The 16765-nt window shown below is 71.8% G+C and carries 4 protein-coding genes; 3 read left to right on the top strand and 1 reads right to left on the bottom strand.

Features of this window, described 5'->3' with window-relative positions:
* Window positions 1-50 precede the first annotated feature (50 nt).
* Complete coding sequence (locus ACGFJ2_RS11780) at window positions 51-677, bottom strand: TetR/AcrR family transcriptional regulator (protein WP_393467271.1); 627 nt, start codon at window positions 675-677, stop codon at window positions 51-53.
* A 108-nt stretch (window positions 678-785) separates the two neighbouring features.
* Here ACGFJ2_RS11780 and ACGFJ2_RS11775 point away from each other — a divergent pair, with 108 nt between their 5' ends.
* From ACGFJ2_RS11775 to ACGFJ2_RS11765, 3 genes are all read left to right on the top strand, one after another.
* Complete coding sequence (locus ACGFJ2_RS11775) at window positions 786-2171, top strand: NAD(P)/FAD-dependent oxidoreductase (protein ID WP_393467268.1); 1386 nt, start codon at window positions 786-788, stop codon at window positions 2169-2171.
* 126 nt (window positions 2172-2297) lie between these two features.
* A complete protein-coding gene (locus ACGFJ2_RS11770) occupies window positions 2298-7001 on the top strand; it encodes an amino acid adenylation domain-containing protein (RefSeq protein WP_393467265.1) in 4704 nt (1567 codons plus the stop codon).
* On the top strand, window positions 6998-16651 hold the full coding sequence (locus ACGFJ2_RS11765) for an amino acid adenylation domain-containing protein (protein ID WP_393467262.1): 9654 nt from the start codon (window positions 6998-7000) through the stop codon (window positions 16649-16651). The genes ACGFJ2_RS11770 and ACGFJ2_RS11765 overlap by 4 nt, the downstream gene beginning before the upstream one ends.
* The last annotated feature ends 114 nt before the right edge of the window (window positions 16652-16765 follow it).

Here is a 16765-nt window from a genome sequence, read left to right as displayed (position 1 = left end):
ACATCTGTCAATACGTGAACGTGAGCGTCATTTCCGGGGCACGTGAAGGCTCAGCGAGTGTCGGTGCCGGGGAGTTGCGACAGCCCGTTCCACACCACGAGCATGGCGGCGTCCACGAGTTCGTCCCGTGACACCGAGGGGTGCCGCGCCCACCACTGGGCCAGGCCGTCGGTGCCCGAGATCAGCAACTCCACCACCGCCTGGGCGGCCTCGGTCTCGGGGTCGAGGCCGAGACGGCGCAGGTCACGCCCGAGCATCACGGCCACCGAACGCGTGCGGGTCTCCCTGATGCCCCAGCGCACGGCCTTGATCTCGGGATCGTCCTCGTCGGTGTGGTCGAACAGCAGGCGGCGCGCGGCGGAGTTGGCCTCGGCGAAACTGAAGTAGGCGTTCAGCGTGGCCCGCAGCCGCCGGTTGGGCGAGCCCGAGCCGGTGATCCGGGCGCCGACATGCTCGACGAGCAGGGCGTTCTGCTCCTGCAGCACCGTGATCAGCAGCACCCGCTTGGACGGGAAATGGTCGTACAGGACCGACCGTGTCACCCCCGCCGCGATGGCGATCTCCTCCATCGCCGTGGCGTGGTAGCCCCGGCCGGCGAAGACCTCCAGAGCCGCCTCGACGATGCGGGCCCGGCGGGCCGAGCCCGGCATGCGCTTCCTCAGCTCCTTGCTCGCCATGCCGTGCACACTACCGTCCGACCGGCCGTTGACTCCGGACTTCGGGCCGCTTACCGTCCAATTAACCGACACCCTAGTCGGTTAGCGGACTGTCCGCGAGGAGGCCCGATGGCCGAGCAGGCCGACGTCGTCATCGCCGGGGCACGCTGCGCGGGCTCGGCCGTGGCCACCGCCCTCGCCCGGGCGGGGCGCCGGGTGATCGTGGTGGACCCGGTCCGGTTCCCCGCCACGACGGTCTCCACTCACCTGCTCTTCGCCGGGGGCGTCGCGGAGCTGGCCCGCATCGGCGCGCTGGACCGGGTCGAGAAGATCGGCGCGCCGCGACTCTCGCGCGCCTTCATCGGCGGCCCCGGCCACGCGGCCGACGGTTCCTACACGCCGATCGACGGGATCGACTACGGCCTGTGCGTACGGCGCGCGCCCCTCGACACGGCCCTCGCCGAAACCGCCCGCGAGGCCGGCGCGGAGATCAGGCACGGGCATCGCGTCACCGACATCATCTGGCGGGACGGCCGCGCGGTGGGCGTGCGCGTTCGCGACCAGAGCGGGCGCGGGTCCCACCGGAGCGCTCGTGGATCCGATGAGGGCGGTCGGGAGTACGAGATCCGCGCCGATCTCGTCGTCGGCGCGGATGGGCGCCGCTCGACCGTCGCGCGCCTGGTCGAAGCCGAGCGTCCGCGTATCGCCCACGCCAACGGCCGGGCCTGTTACTACGCCTACTACGAGGACCCGCACCCGGACTGGCGCTCCACCGCCGCGATGTGGCTGACCGGCCGCGAGCTGGGCAACGCCTTCCCCTGCGACGGAGGGTTGTCACTGGTGCTGCTGATGCCGCCGGTCGAGCGCGTCGCGGACTTCCGGGGGGGTCTGGAGGCGGAGTTCGATCGGACCGTGGGTCTCATCCCGGGGCTGGCCGCGCGCCTGGCGGGTTGCCGCCGGAGCACGAGGATCGTCAGCTCCGCCGAACACCCGTCGTACTTCCGCCGCTCGGCGGGCCCCGGCTGGGTTCTGGCGGGCGACGCGGGACACTTCAAGGATCCCGTCACAGCCCAGGGCATCCGCGATGCCGTACGGTTCGGGCGGCTGCTGGGCGAGGGCGTCGCGCCCGTGCTGGACGACCCCGCCGCGCTCGACCGGGCCACCCGCGCGTGGGAACGCACCCGCGACGCGCAGTGCGTGGACACCTACCACTGGACGAACCTGCTCGGCCGCGGTGACGGCCTGGCGCACGTACAGTTCGAGCTGCTCCGCGCGCTGACCGACCGGCCGGACGGCGTCCGACGCGTCCTCGACGTCTACTCCCGGATCCGCGACCCGCGTGAGACGCTCGCCCTGCCCGGCCTGCTCAAGGCGACGACCCGCGCGCTCCGGAGCGGCGCCGGCGCACGACCCGCCATCGTCCGGGCGGTCGGGGACACCCTCCTCGAACTCGCCGGTCACCGGGCGGAGGCCAGGCGGCTGCTGACCGGTGGGGCGGCAGCCGTCCGGCCGTGAGCCCCGGCCTCCGCCGCTCCTCAGCTGCATGATCCAATTAGGGTTGACACGAATCTGGCGACCAGGTCATCCTGATCCGCGGCGTGCCCAGAAACTCGCAAAACTCAACAATCGGCAGGCGCGACAATGACGTCAGATGCATCACCCTTAGCATCTGTTCTGCAGCTTTATCAGGACCAGCTGTCCAGGGCCTCAGAAAGGGTCGCTGTTTCGGCCGGTCAAGAACATCTCACCTACCGAGAGTTAGATCGCCTCGCGAACGGCATCGCCGCTCAGCTGCTTCGTCTCACGATGACCGGGCAGCCCTGGGTGGCCGTGCTCGCGAGCCGGTCGATCCGGCTGGTCGCGGGCCAGCTCGGTGCGATGAAGGCGGGTCTCGCCTTCGCGCCGATCGACCCCGCCACGCCCGCCGAGCGGATCGGCGCCATGCTGGCGGGAGCCGCGGCCGTGGTCACGGCGCCGGAGTGGAGAGCTCTGGTCCCCGACGGCATCCCGGTGATCGACACGCCCGACGTGTCGGACGCGTTACCCCTGCCGGACGTCAAGCCCGGCGATCTCGCGTACGTCATCCACACCTCCGGCTCGACGGGGACTCCCAAGGGCGTGCTCGTCCCGCACCGCGCGCTGACCAACCTGATCAGCTGGTCGCACGAGACCTTCGGGACCGGCGGCCGGGCCCCGCTGCTCACCAGCCCCAACTTCGACCCGTCGGTCTGGGAGATCTGGACGTACCTGACCGCGGGCACCACGATGGTCATCCCCAGCGAGCGGACCAGGCTCTCCCTGCCCGCGTTACGCGACTGGATCGTGGATCAGGAGCTGACCACCTGCTACGCGCCCACGCCCATCGCTGAAGGGCTGCTCGGCCTGTCCTGGCCGGAGAAGACCACGCTGGCGACGCTGAGCACCGGCGGCGACCGGCTCACCACGTATCCGAGACCCGAGCTGCCCTTCCGGCTGATCAACCTCTACGGCCCGGCGGAGTGCGCCGTCAACGCGATCGCCGGCGAGGTGCCGGTCGCCGACGGCCAGACCCGCCCGCCCGCGCTCGGCTCGCCACTGCCCGGCGTCACCGTCCACCTGCTGGACGAGGCGATGCGGCCGGTCGAGGAGGGCGAGATCTACCTCGGCGGCGTGTGCGTCGGCCTGGGCTACCTCGACCGGCCCGACCTCACGGCCGAGCGCTTCGTCCACGACCAGGACGGACAACTCCTGTATCGCACCGGCGACTTGGCCCGCCGTGACCAGGCCGGCCAGATCGAGTTCCTGGGCCGCGCGGACGACCAGGTCAAGATCCGCGGCAACCGGGTGGAGCTCGGCGAGATCGAGACCGTGCTCGGCCGGCACGAAGGGGTCCGGGCCGCCACCACCGCCGTCCGCGGCCACGAACTGGTCGCCTACCTCGTGGGCACCGCGAGCGAGCAGGAGGCGCGCGCCCACCTGCGCAGGTACCTGCCCGACTACATGATCCCCACTGCCTGGGTCTTCCTGGACGAGCTTCCGCTGACCCATAACGGCAAGGTGGATCGCGCCGCGCTGCCCGACCCGGTCCGCGAGCCCCGCTCCATCACGCCGCCCGGCACCGCCACCGAACAGCTGCTCGCCGAGATCTGGCAGGACGTCCTCGGCGCCGGGCCGATCGGTGTCGACGACGACTTCCTGGCGCTGGGCGGCCAGTCGCTGCTGGCGATGCGCATCGCCGCCCGCGTCTGCGAGCGGCTGAACAAGCCGGTCGAGCCCCGGATGCTCTTCGAACATCCCACGCTCGCCGCGCTGGCCCGCGCGATCGACGACCTGCCGCAGGCCACGGCGGTGACCGCCGCCGAGGACGGGCTCACGCCCGCACAGCGCCGCCTTTGGTACATCGACCAGGTGGCGCCCGGCGCGCAGTACAACGTGCCCATCCTGTACGCCCTGGACGGCCCCCTCGACACCGGCCGCCTGCAGAACGCGATCAACGAGATCGTGCGCCGGCATCCATCCCTGCGCACCCGTTACGAAGAGCGCGACAGCGAGCCGGTGCCCATCGTCGTCGAGCCGGCCGACGCGCTCATCACGATGAAGGTCATGGACGCCACCCCGCGTGGCGCGACCGCGCTGGCCCAGCACGCCGCCCGCGACCCCTTCGACCTGCTGAACGGTCCCGTGCTGCGGGCGCTGCTGCTCCGGCTCGCCGACGACCGGCACCGGCTGCTGGTGACCGTGCACCACATCGCCTTCGACGGCTGGTCGGCCGGGGTCTTCCTGGACGAGCTGGCCCGGCTCTACGCGGGGGAGACCCTGCCCACGCCGGCCGGACCGTACCGGCGCGGGCAGGGCCTCGACGGCCTGCCGTACTGGCGGAAGGTCCTGGAGTCCGTGCCCGAGCGGCTGGGGCTGCCCGCCGATCGCCCGGGATCGACGGGGCCGCTCCGGCCCGGCGGCCGGGTCCGGGCGACGTTGCCGGACGGGCTGCTCGCCGAGGTGGAGTCGCTGGGCAGGAGCGCCGGGGCCAGCCCGTTCATGGTGCTGTTCGCGGCCTTCCAGGCGTTGCTGTACCGCTACAGCGGCCAGGACGACCTCGTGACGGGCGTGCCGTTCTCCGGCAGGGAGGCACCGGGCGCGCACTCCGTGATCGGCTTTTTCGTGGAGACGCTGCCGATCAGGACCGGCCTGTCGGACGACCCCTCCTTCGAGCGTCTGCTGGCACAGGTGCGGGCGACGGTCCTGGCCACGCCCACGGACGTGCCGCTTGAGGACATCGTCCGGGAGCTCTGCCCCGACGGCCGGCCGCCCTTCGACGTGATGTTCGCGATGCAGGAGCCGCCGGACGTCAAGCGGGGCGACGGCGTGACCTTCCGGATGCTCGAGGAGGTGGAGAACGGCGGCGCCAAGGCCGACCTGGTGCTCTACGCCGAAGGGCGGGAGATGAGCCTGGAGTTCGCCGCCGACCTGTTCGAGCGCGCCACCGCGGAGCGCCTGCTGGGACATTACCTGCGCGTCCTGGAGCAGGCTACGGCCGACCCGGCCGCGCCGATCTCCACGCTGCTCGCCCGGCGGCACGAGCCCGCCGGTCGCGGTCCCGACCAGCGCCTTCATCAGCTCTTCGAACAGCAGGCGGACAGAACGCCCGACGCGGTCGCCGTCGAGTTCGAGGGCACCGCCCTCACTTACGCCGAGCTCGACCGGCGGGCCAACAGGCTGGCCCACCTGCTGCGCGAGCAGGGGGTGGGCCCGGAGGTGCCGGTCGCCCTGCACGTACGGCGCTCGCTCGACCTGCCCGTGGCGATCCTCGGCATCCTGAAGTCGGGCGGCGCGTACGTACCGCTCGACCCCTCCTACCCCGAGGGACGCCTCACCCAGGTGCTCGGCCGGGTCGACACCCCGGTCCTGGTGACGCACCAGGCCCTGGCCGGCGCACTGCCGCACGAGCGGCCCATCCACGTCGACACCGACCTCGACGGCCGGCCGGAACACCGGCCGGACAGCGGCGTCACGCCCGACGACCTGGCCTACATCCTGTTCACCTCGGGCTCGACCGGTCAGCCCAAGGGCGTGGCGATGCCGCACCGCCCGGTCGCCAACCTCATGGCCTGGCACAGCGGTACGTACCGGAGCCTGCAGTTCACCGCGCTCGGCTTCGACGTCTCGGTGCAGGAGATCTTCAGCACCTGGGCGTACGGCGGGACGCTGGTCATGGTCAGCGACGAGGTGCGGCGCGACCCGGCCGCCCTGCTCGACCACATCGCCAGGACCCGGGTGGAGCGGATCTTCCTCCCCTTCGTGGCGCTGCAGTCGCTGGCCGGCGCCGGGATCGAGCCGCCCGCCACGCTGCGCGAGGTGATCACCGCCGGCGAGCAGCTCCAGGTCACCCCGCAGCTGGAACGGTTCATCAAGCCGTGGATGACGCTGCACAACCAGTACGGCCCCACCGAGGGCGCGATCATCGACATCGCCCACACGCTCACCGGCCCTCCGGAGAGCTGGCCACGGCTGCCGCCCATCGGCAGGCCGGTCACCGGCATCCAGACGCCGATCCTGAACCGCCTGGGCCACGAGGCGCCCGACGGCGTCCCCGGCGAACTGCACCTCGGCGGCGCCTGCCTGGCCAGGGGCTACTACAACCAGCCCGAGCTGACCCAGGAACGGTTCATCACCTGGCGGGACGGGCGCCGGCTCTATCGGACCGGGGACCTGGCCCGCCGCGACGAGGCGGGCGAGATCGAGTTCCTGGGACGCGCGGACGACCAGGTCAAGATCCGCGGGTACCGGGTCGAGCCCGGCGAGATCGCCGCGGTGCTGGCCGGGCACCCCGCCGTCCGTGAGGCGTTCGTCATGGTCCGGGACGGCGCCCTGGTGGCCTACGTGGTCGCCGACGGCAGCCCCGAGCTACGCCCTTACCTGGCCGAACGGCTGCCCGAGTACATGGTGCCGAGCACATTCGTCACGCTCGACTCCTTGCCGGTGAGCCCCGCGGGCAAGGTGGACCGGCAGGCCCTGCCGGAGCCGGGCCGGAGCGCGCGGGTCGTCACGGCCCCGGCCACCCCGGTGGAGCAGGCCATCGCCGCCATCTGGCAGGAGGTGCTGGGCGGGCCGGTCGGGCGGCACGACAACCTGTTCGAGCTGGGCGGCAACTCGCTCAACGCCACCCAGATCGCCTCCCGGCTGCGCGAGGCGCTGGAGGTGCAGGTGCCGCTGCGGACGCTCTTCGCCCACCCGACCGTCGCCGAGCTGGGGGCGCAGCTCACGTCGCCGGACGTGGAGGCGGCCGCGGAGCTCTATCTGATGGTCGCCGCGTATTCGGACGAAGAGGCCGAGGCCCTGCTGCGCTCGATGGAAGGTAATCAATGAGCCTGTCAGCCCAGCAGCGTCAGCTCCTGGAAGCGTTACGCAAGAAGAAACAGCGGCAACAGACCGAACGGCCCAGGCCCGACCGGCTGCCGATGTCCTTCACCCAGCTGCGCGCCTGGTATCTGGACAAGATGGCGCCGGGTGCCGCGCACTATCTCATCCCGCTCGCCTTCCGCGTCGAGGGCCCGCTCGATCGCGAAGCGCTGCACCGCGCGCTGAACGCCCTGGTGGCCAGGCACGAGAGCCTGCGCACCACGTTCGCCATGGACGAGGACGGCCCGTACCAGATCGTGGCCGACTCGCTCACGGTCGACCTGGCGGACGCCGAAGACGGCACGCCGATGGACCTGACCACCGGCCCGCTTATCCGCGCCCACCTCGTGCGCGAGGGCGCGGAGCGGCACGTCCTGCACCTGTTGCTGCACCACATCGTCGCCGACGCGTGGTCGCTGGACGTTCTGCGCCGGGAGCTGAGCGCGTTCTACAACGGCCAGGAGCCGCCGGCGCTGTCGCGGCAGTACCCCGACTACGCGATCTGGCAGCGAGAGAAGGACTACAGCGGGGATCTGGCCTACTGGCGCGAGCGGCTGGCGGGCGCGCCGCCGTTCACCGAGTTACGGACGGACCTGCCGCGGCCGGCCGTCCAGACGTACGCGGGCGCCGAGCTGCCCTTCTCCCTCGACCTTCCGCGCGAGGAGTTCGCGGCCTACTGCCGCGGCCTGGGCGCCACGCCGTACATGGTGCTGTTCGCGGCCTACCTGGTGGTGCTCTCGCGCCGCTCCGGCCAGCGGGACCTGGTGGTGGGCACGCCCATCGCCAACCGGGACCGGATCGAGTACGAGGGCCTGATCGGGTTCTTCACCAACACCCTGGCCATCCGCGCCGACCTGTCGGGCGAGCCGTCGTTCGCCGAGGTGGTCGAGCGGGTCAAGGAGGCGGTGCTCGACGCCCACGACCACCAGGGGATGCCGTTCGAGCGGCTGGTGGAGGAGCTCAACCCGGAGCGCCGCCTGGACCGTACCCCGGTGTTCCAGACGATGTTCAACATGCTGCCCGAGGCCACGGCGGCGTTGGACCTGGCCGGTCTGACGGTCACCTCCGTCGACATCCCCGAGCACACGGCCAAGTTCGACCTGACCGTGGGCGTCCGCGAGACGCTGGACGGGCTCGTGGAGTACAACACGGACCTGTTCCACGCCGGCACGATCCGCGGGCTGGTCGCCGACCTCCAGCAGGTGCTGGCCGGGGCGATGAGCGGGGAGGAGAGGCCGAGGGAGCTGCCGCGCCGCGAGATCTCCCAGCTCGTCACCCGAGCCTGGCGCGAGGCGCTGGGCACCGACGCCTTCGGCCCCGACACCAACTTCTTCGAGGTGGGCGGCCATTCGCTGCTGGTCCTCGAGGTGCACGAGCGACTGCGCAAGCGGTTCAGCCTGACGGTCACCGACCTGTTCAGGTACCCGACGATCGCCTCACTGACGGCCTACCTGAGCGCCGACGGCCCGGCCCCGGCGGCGGTCTCGACCACCGCGCCCGCCGCCGACGGCGCGCTCGCCATCGTCGGCATGGCCTGCCGCTTCCCCGGCGCCACCGGGCCCGAGGAGTTATGGGCGGCGATCCGCGACGGCGTGGAAGCCGTCCAGGACTTCACCGACGAGGAACTGCTCGCCGACGGCGAGGACCCCGACCGGCTTTCGGACCCCGCCTACGTCAGGTCGGGTACGGTCCTGGACGGCATCGACCTGTTCGACGCCACGCTGTTCGAGTTCACCCCGCGCGAGGCCGAGATCCTCGACCCGCAGCAGCGGCTGTTCCTGGAGAGCGCCTGGGAGGCGCTGGAGGACGCGGGCTGCGACCCCGCCCGCCACCCGGGCCAGATCGGCGTCTTCGCCGGCTCGGCGATGAGCAGCTACCTCATCGAGAACCTGCTGGCCGCGCCCGACGTGCTCAAAGCGGTCGGCGACTACCAGGTCATGCTCGGCAACGACAAGGACTCCCTGCCGACCCGGACCTCCTACAAGCTCGACCTGCGCGGGCCGAGCATCAGCGTCAACACCGCCTGCTCCACCTCGCTGGTCGCGCTCCACCTGGCCAGGCAGAGCCTGATCGCGGGAGACTGCGACATCGCGCTGGCCGGGGCGGTGCGGGTCAACGCCTGGACCCGGCGCGGCTACGTCTACCAGAGCGGCGGGATCGGGTCGCCCGACGGCCACTGCCGGCCCTTCGACGCCGAGGCCCGGGGCACGATCGGCGCCAGCGGCGTCGGCGTCATCGTGCTCAAGCGGCTGGAAGACGCCATCGCCGCGGGCGACACCATCCACGCCGTCGTTCGCGGCTCCGCGGTCAACAACGACGGCACCAGGAAGGTCGGCTACACCGCGCCGGCCGTGGACGGCCAGGCCGAGGTCATCACCGCGGCGCTCGCCTCGGCCGGCGTCGACCCCGGCACGATCGGCTACATCGAGGCGCACGGCACCGGCACCGCGCTCGGCGATCCCATCGAGGTCGCGGCGCTCTCCCAGGTCTTCACCGGCGATCGGCGGATCGCCCTGGGCTCGATCAAGTCCAACATCGGCCACGCCGACGCCGCCGCCGGGATGGCCGGGCTGATCAAGACCGTACTGGCGCTCAAGCACCGCACGCTGCCGCCCACGGTCAACTTCGCGACGCCCAACCCGCGCATCGACTTCAGTCCGTTCTACGTGCCCACCGCCAGCGCGGAGTGGCCGCAGGGGCCGGGGCCGCGCAGGGCGGGCGTCAGCGCCTTCGGGATGGGCGGCACCAACGCCCACGTCGTGCTGGAGGAAGCACCCGCACAGCTCCCCGTCCCGCAACTCCCTGCCTCGCAGCTCCCCGCCGCACAGCCGCTCGCCTCCCCGGAGCCCCTCGCCCCATCGGTGAGCGGCCCGCACCTGCTCATCCTGTCGGCGGCCAGTGACCCGGCGCTGGGGGAGATGGCCACGCGACTCCGCGCCCACCTACGCGCGCGTCCGGACACGGACCTGGGCGACGTCGCCGCCACGCTCCGGCACGGCCGCCGTCAGCTGCGGCATCGCGGCATCCTGGTCGCCGAGGACCACGACTCGGCGCTGGACGCCGAGTTCGTCACGGGCGAATCGCGCCCCCGCGAGGTCGCCTTCGTCTTCCCCGGCCAGGGCGCTCAGCGCCGGGGGATGGGCGCGGGCCTGTACCGATCGGAGAGCGTCTTCCGCGCCACCGTCGACGCCTGCTCCGGCATCCTTGAGCCGTACCTCGGCCTCGACCTGCGCGAAGTCCTGTACGGCGAGGCCGGTGACCTCGACCAGACCTGGCTGACCCAGCCCGCGCTCTTCGTCACGGAGTACGCCTTCGCCCGCGCGCTGATCGAGCGCGGCGTCCGCCCGGCGATGATGGCCGGGCACAGCATCGGCGAGTACGTCGCCGCCTGCCTGGCCGGAGTCTTCACCCTGGAGGACGCCCTGCGCCTGGTCGCCGCGCGCGGCCGCCTGGTGCAGAGCCTGCCCCCCGGCTCGATGCTGGCCGTGCCGCTGCCCGAGTCCGAGGTGGGTGACCTGCTCGGCGCGGACGTCTCGCTGGCGGCGGTCAACACCGCCGAAATGTGCGTTCTGGCCGGGCCGGAGGGGGCCATCGCGGAGGTGAAGCGGCGGCTGGAGCGGCAGGATGTCGCCTGCCGCACGCTGCGCACCTCCCACGCCTTCCACTCCGCCATGCTGGACCCGGTGCTCGACGCCTTCGCCACCGAGGTCGCCTCGGTGCAGCTGGGCACGCCCGAGCTGCCGTACCTGTCCAACGTCACCGGCGGCTGGGCGTCCGGCGCCGAGACCAAGGACCCCGCCTACTGGGTGCGCCATCTGCGGGAGACCGTGCGGTTCGCCGACTGCGCCCGCGCCCTCGTGGCGGCCGACGCCGCGGTGGTGGAGGCGGGGCCGGGCCGTACCCTGACCACCCTGGTACGCCGCCAGGGCGGCCAGGCGACGGTCGCCACCCTCGCCCTCGCCCCCGCCCCCGACCTCGCCGGGCCGGAGAGCGGGCGGACCGCCCTGCTGGAGGCCGTCGGGCGGCTGTGGGTGCACGGCGCCGACGTCGACTGGACGGCGTTCGGACCATCGGGCAGGCGGGTGCCGCTGCCCACGTATCCGTTCGAGCGGCGCCGCTACTGGATCGGGCCGCGCACCCGGCGCTTCGAGGTCGCGGCCGCGCCGGTGGCGGAGGCGGTCCAAGAGCTCGACGTGGTCGCCGCAGTCTGGCGGGACGTGCTCGGCCTCGCGCCCACCAGCCCGCAGGACGACTTCTTCGACCTGGGCGGCGACTCCCTCGTGGCCACCCAGCTCGCCTCCCGCCTCGGCCTGCCCATCGAGGCGGTCTTCGACCACCCCACGCTGGGCGGCCAGCGGGCGCTCGTCGACTCGGCGGCCTCCCGTGAAGCGATCCCGGCCGTCGCGGCGGGCCTCCGCGAGGTGACGCCGGCCGTCACGGCGGCCCTCCGTGAGGGGACGTCGGTCGTCGCCTCGGCGGGCCAACCTGGGGTGACGCCGGTCGTCGCCTCGGCGGGTCTCCGTGAGGTGATCCCGGTCGGTGAGGAGCCCGCGCCCGTCTCGTTCATCCAGCGGCGCATGTGGTTCATCGACCAGGTGCACGGCTCGGCCGCCTACGCCGTGGCCACGGCGCTGGACCTGCGGGGCGAGCTGGATGTGGCGCGGCTGCACGAAGCCCTGCGTGAGCTGGTGCGGCGGCACGAGTCGCTGCGGACCGTCTTCCGCGCCCCGGACGGCGAGCCGGTGCCGGTGGTGCTGCCCGCGGGGGAGACGCCGCTGCCGGTCGAGGACTGCGACGACGCCGAGCGGGCGCTGAGCGCGGCCGCGACCGAGCCGTTCGACCTGGCGCACGGGCCTCTGTTCCGCGCCCGGTTGCTGCGGCTCGCCTCGGATCACCATGTTCTGTCGCTCAACTTCCACCACATCGTCGTGGACGGCTGGTCGATCACCTTGCTGAGGAGCGAGCTGGTCGCGCTGTACAACGGCGAGACGCTGCCCGAGCCGCAGGTCAGATACCGCGACTACGCGCGCTGGCAGCGGGAGCAGGTCGCCGACCTCGGCTTCTGGAAGGAGCGGTTGCGCGGCATCCCGCACAGCCTGGACCTGCCCACGGACCGGCCGCGCCCGCCGATGCAGACCTTCGAGGGGGCGGTCGCCACCCACGTGCTGCCCGCGGAGCTGGCCCGAGGACTGCGGAAGCTGAGCCAGGAACGCGGCGCCACGCTCTACATGGCCCTGCTGACCGCGCTCCACACGCTGCTGTACCGCTACAGCGGCCAGGAGGACATCTGCGTCGGCTCGCCGGTGGCCGGGCGCACCCGCCCCGAGCTCGAAGGCATCGCGGGCTGCTTCATCAACACCCTGGTCATGCGGGCCCAGATGGACGGCGGCCTGCGATACACCGAACTCCTGGCGCAGGTACGCGAATACGCGCTGGGCGCGTACGCCCATCAGGACGTGCCGTTCGAACGGCTGGTGGAGGAGCTCAACCCGCCCAGGGACCTGTCGCGCAATCCACTCTTCCAGGTGCTGTTCAACCTGCTCAACCTGCCCAAGAGCGACCTGGACATGGCCGGGCTGGCCGTCGGGGAGCTGGCCGTGGAGGTCGGCACCGCCCAGGTGGACCTGGTGTTCTACGTCAACGAGCAGGACGACGAGCTGGAGTGCCGGCTGGAGTACAACACCGCGCTCTATGACCCCGGCACCGTCCAGCGGTTGCTCCGGCACTACGAGGCCCTGCTGTCCGCGATCGTCGCGGCGCCCGAGACCACGCTGTCCGAGCTGGACTTCCTCACCGGCGAGGAGCTGGCCGAGCAGCTGGACAGCCAGGACGTCGAGGTGCCCGACCTGTGCGTCCACGAGCTGGTGGAGGCCCAGGCCGACCGGACGCCCGACGCCGTGGCCGTCACCTTCGAGGGCGACTCACTGACGTACCGGGAGCTGGACGGGCAGGCCAACCAGGTCGCCTGGCGGCTGCGCGCGGCGGGTGTGGGGCCCGAGACGCTGGTGGGCGTGGCGATGGAGCGCTCGGCCACGATGCTGGTCACCCTGCTCGGCGTGCTGAAGGCGGGCGGCGCGTACGTGCCGCTCGACCCGATGTACCCGCAGGACCGTCAGGACTACATCCTGGACCACTCCGGCATCGGCGTCCTGGTCACCGAGCGCGAGCTCGCCGGGCGCTACACCGGCTACAAGGGGGAGCTCATCCTGACCGACGGTGGCTTCTCCGGTGAGAGCCCGGAACGGCTGCCCGCCCTGGCCACCCAGGAGAACCCCTGCTACGTCCTGTACACTTCCGGCTCCACCGGGCGGCCCAAGGGCGTGCGCGTCCAGCACTCCTCGGTGGTCAACTTCCTCACCTCCATGAGCCGCGAGCCCGGCCTGACCGGCCAGGACACCCTCCTGGCCGTCACGACGACCGCCTTCGACATCTCGGTGCTCGAGCTGTTCCTGCCGCTCACGGTCGGCGGCCACGTGCTGATCGCGAGCCGCGAGGCGGCCTACGATCCGCTGCGGCTGGCCGCCCTGCTGGACGGCGCGACGGTCATGCAGGCCACTCCGGCGACCTGGCGGCTGCTGCTGTCGTCGGGCTGGGCGGGCAAGCCGGACCTGAAGGCCCTGTGCGGTGGCGAGGCGCTGCCCGCCGACCTGGCCGCCGACCTGCGCGGCCGGGTGGCCGAGCTGTGGAACATGTACGGCCCGACCGAGACCACCATCTGGTCCACCCTCACCCGGGTCACCGACGGGCCGATCACCATCGGCCACCCGATCGCCAACACGCAGATCCACCTGCTGGACGCCGCGATGCAGCTGGTGCCCACCGGTGTGGTCGGCGAGCTCTACATCGGCGGGGCGGGCCTGGCCCGCGACTACCTCGGCCAGCCCGAACTGACGGCCGAACGCTTCATCACCTGGCGCGACGGGCGCCGGCTCTACCGGACCGGTGACCAGGCGCGCCGCCGGGCCGACGGCTCCATCGAGTTCCTCGGCCGGGCCGACGGCCAGGTGAAGGTCCGCGGCTACCGGATCGAGCTGGGCGAGATCGAGTCGCTGCTGCTGGCGCATCCCGCGGTCCGCGAGGGGGCCGTGGTGGTGCGTGGCTCGGACGATGACAAGAGCATCGCCGCCTATCTGGCCGCCGACGCCGAGCACGACTGGCGCGAATATCTGCGGCGCAAGCTGCCCGACTACATGATCCCCTCGGCCTTTGTGCTGCTGGACGCCCTGCCACTCACCCCGAACGGCAAGGTGGACCGCAAGGCGTTGCCCGAGCCGGTCGCCCAGGTACGCGCCGAGGGCACGGCACCGCGCACGCCGGCCGAGGTCAAGCTGGTCGAGCTCTGGTCGGCGATCCTGGGTGTGAAGGGGATCGGGATCGACGACGACTTCTTCGCGCTGGGCGGCGACTCCTTCAAGGCCGTACGCGCCGTACGGGACTCGGGGATCCAGGCGACCGTGCTGGACCTCTTCAAGAACCCCACCATCCGCACCTTCGCCACACTCGACGGATCATCCCGAAATATCGGGTTATTGCATGAACTGACGCCGCCACGACCCGCGGCCTCGCTGACCCTGGTCTGCGTGCCGTTCGCGGGCGGCGGCGCGATCACGTACCAGCCGCTGGCCTCGGCCCTGCCCGCGCACATCACCATGCTCGCGCTGCAGCCGCCGGGCCACGAGACCGGCAACCCCGGCGAGCCCGTGCTGCCCTTCCACGAGCTCGTCGAGGGCTGCGTCAAGGAGATCAAGGAGAAGGTCGACGGCCCCCTCGCCCTGTACGGCCACTGCATGGGCGGCGCGCTCACCGTCGAGCTGGCGCGCCGGCTGGAGGAGGAAGGCGTCGTCCTGGAGAAGGTGGTCATCGGCGGGCACCTGCCCGCGCCCCGCCTGCCGGGCAAGACCTTCGCCTGGTTCCGCAAGGTCTTCCCGATGGAGCGGTGGACCTCCAAGCGGCAGGCGCTGGAGTTCCTGCGGGCGATGGGCTTCTTCACCGAAGCGCTGGACCCCGCCGAGCGCGACTTCATCATGGGCGTCTTCCTCCACGACACCCAGGAGGGCGAGGACTACTACACCGAGCTCTACAAGGCGCCCATCAAGAAGCTGTCCGCACCGCTGGTCTGCGTGGTCGGCGAGAGCGACCGCGCCACCGAGCTGTACGAGGAGCGCTTCCGCGAGTGGGAGGCCTTCTCCGACGAGGTGTCGCTGGAGGTGATCCCCAAGGCCGGGCACTACTTCCAGAAGCACCAGGCGCCCGAGCTGGCCGAGATCCTCGATGGCGGGGACCGGTCACCGGCGCCGCTGCCGCCCCGCTACCAGCAGGCCAGCCTGAAGACGTTCTTCCTGGTGGCCTTCGGCCAGCTGGTGTCGCTGATCGGCACCGGGCTGACCACGTTCGGCCTGGGGCTGTGGGTCTACCAGCAGACGCGGTCGATCTCGATGTTCGCCATCGTCTCGGTCATGGCGCTGCTGCCCGCCGTCGTGCTGGCGCCGGTCGCCGGAGCCGTGGCGGACCGCTGGAACCGCCGGCTTGTCATGATCACCGCCGACTCGGCGGCCGGGGTCTCCTCCGCCTCGCTGGCCGCCCTGCTGTGGACGGGCGGGCTCCAGCTCTGGCACGTCTACCTCATCGTCGCCGTCGGCGCGGTGTCGACGGCCTTCCACCAGCCCGCCTACATGGCGGCCGTGGCCCAGCTGGTGCCCAAACGCTATTACGGCAGAGCCAGCGGCCTGGCCCAGCTGGGGCAGGCGGCGGGGACCGTATTGGCGCCGCTGCTGGGCGGCGCGCTCGTGGCCGCCATCGGGCTGCACGGCATCGTCGTGATCGACCTGTCCACCTTCGCCTTCGCCGTCACCGTGACCCTGGCGGTCCGCTTCCCGAACACGCTGTTCAAGAAGCGGGAGGAGTCGTTCTGGCAGGAGATGACCGGCGGCTGGCGCTACATCACCCGCAGGCACGGGCTCCTGGCGATCATCCTGTTCACCTCGTTCCTGAACTTCCCCTTCGCCATGGTCGAGGTCCTGTCCACGCCGCTGCTGCTCAGCCTCACCGACACCCGCGGCCTGGGCATAGCGCTCTCGATGACCGGCATCGGGCTCCTGGTGGGCAGCGTGATCATGACGGTGACCGGGGGCCTGGCCCGCCGCACGTACGGCATCCTCGGCTGCTTCATGGCCCTGGGCGTCTCCTTCGCCGTCATCGGAATCGCGCCCCATCCGGTGCTGCCCGCGATCGGGCTGTTCTTCATCGGGCTGTTCACCGCGCTGCTGAACGCGCACTGGTTCGCCATCGTGCAGCAGAAGGTCGGACTCGACCTGCAGGGCCGGGTCATCGCCACGAACCTGATGCTCAGCTGGGCCATGGTCCCGGTCGGGTTCCTGCTGGCCGGGCCGCTGGTCGAGCGGGTCTTCGACCCGATCGCCGGCGCCGCGCAGGGCAGGGGGATCGCCCTGCTCACCCTCGTCGCGGGCGCGGTGACCGTGCTGATCGGTCTGGCCGCCTACCGCTACCGGCCGGTCCGGTTCCTGGAGGACGACCTGCCCGACGCGATCCCCGACGCGGTGGTCATCACCGACAAGGACCTGATCCAGCGGGCAGCCGACAAGCAGCTCGTCGCTTGACCCGCTTTCCCGGTACGGCGGCGACGCCGTACCGGGAAGTCCACCTGCCGGGGATATTGACGGCCCTGACGGAGGAAGTTACGTTTCGTCGGCAGATCGGGGGCCCGAGCGTCA

It is taken from the genome of Nonomuraea sp. NPDC049028 (assembly GCF_043197735.1).
Classification (GTDB): domain Bacteria; phylum Actinomycetota; class Actinomycetes; order Streptosporangiales; family Streptosporangiaceae; genus Nonomuraea.
This window is presented reverse-complemented; position numbering and strand designations above follow the sequence as displayed.

Coding starts and splice junctions, on each gene's coding strand:
- ACGFJ2_RS11765 (WP_393467262.1), top strand. CDS start 6,998: ATGAGCCTGTCAGCCCAGCAGCGTCAGCTCCTGGAAGCGTTACGCAAG.
- ACGFJ2_RS11775 (WP_393467268.1), top strand. CDS start 786: ATGGCCGAGCAGGCCGACGTCGTCATCGCCGGGGCACGCTGCGCGGGC.
- ACGFJ2_RS11780 (WP_393467271.1), bottom strand. CDS start 677: ATGGCGAGCAAGGAGCTGAGGAAGCGCATGCCGGGCTCGGCCCGCCGG.
- ACGFJ2_RS11770 (WP_393467265.1), top strand. CDS start 2,298: ATGACGTCAGATGCATCACCCTTAGCATCTGTTCTGCAGCTTTATCAG.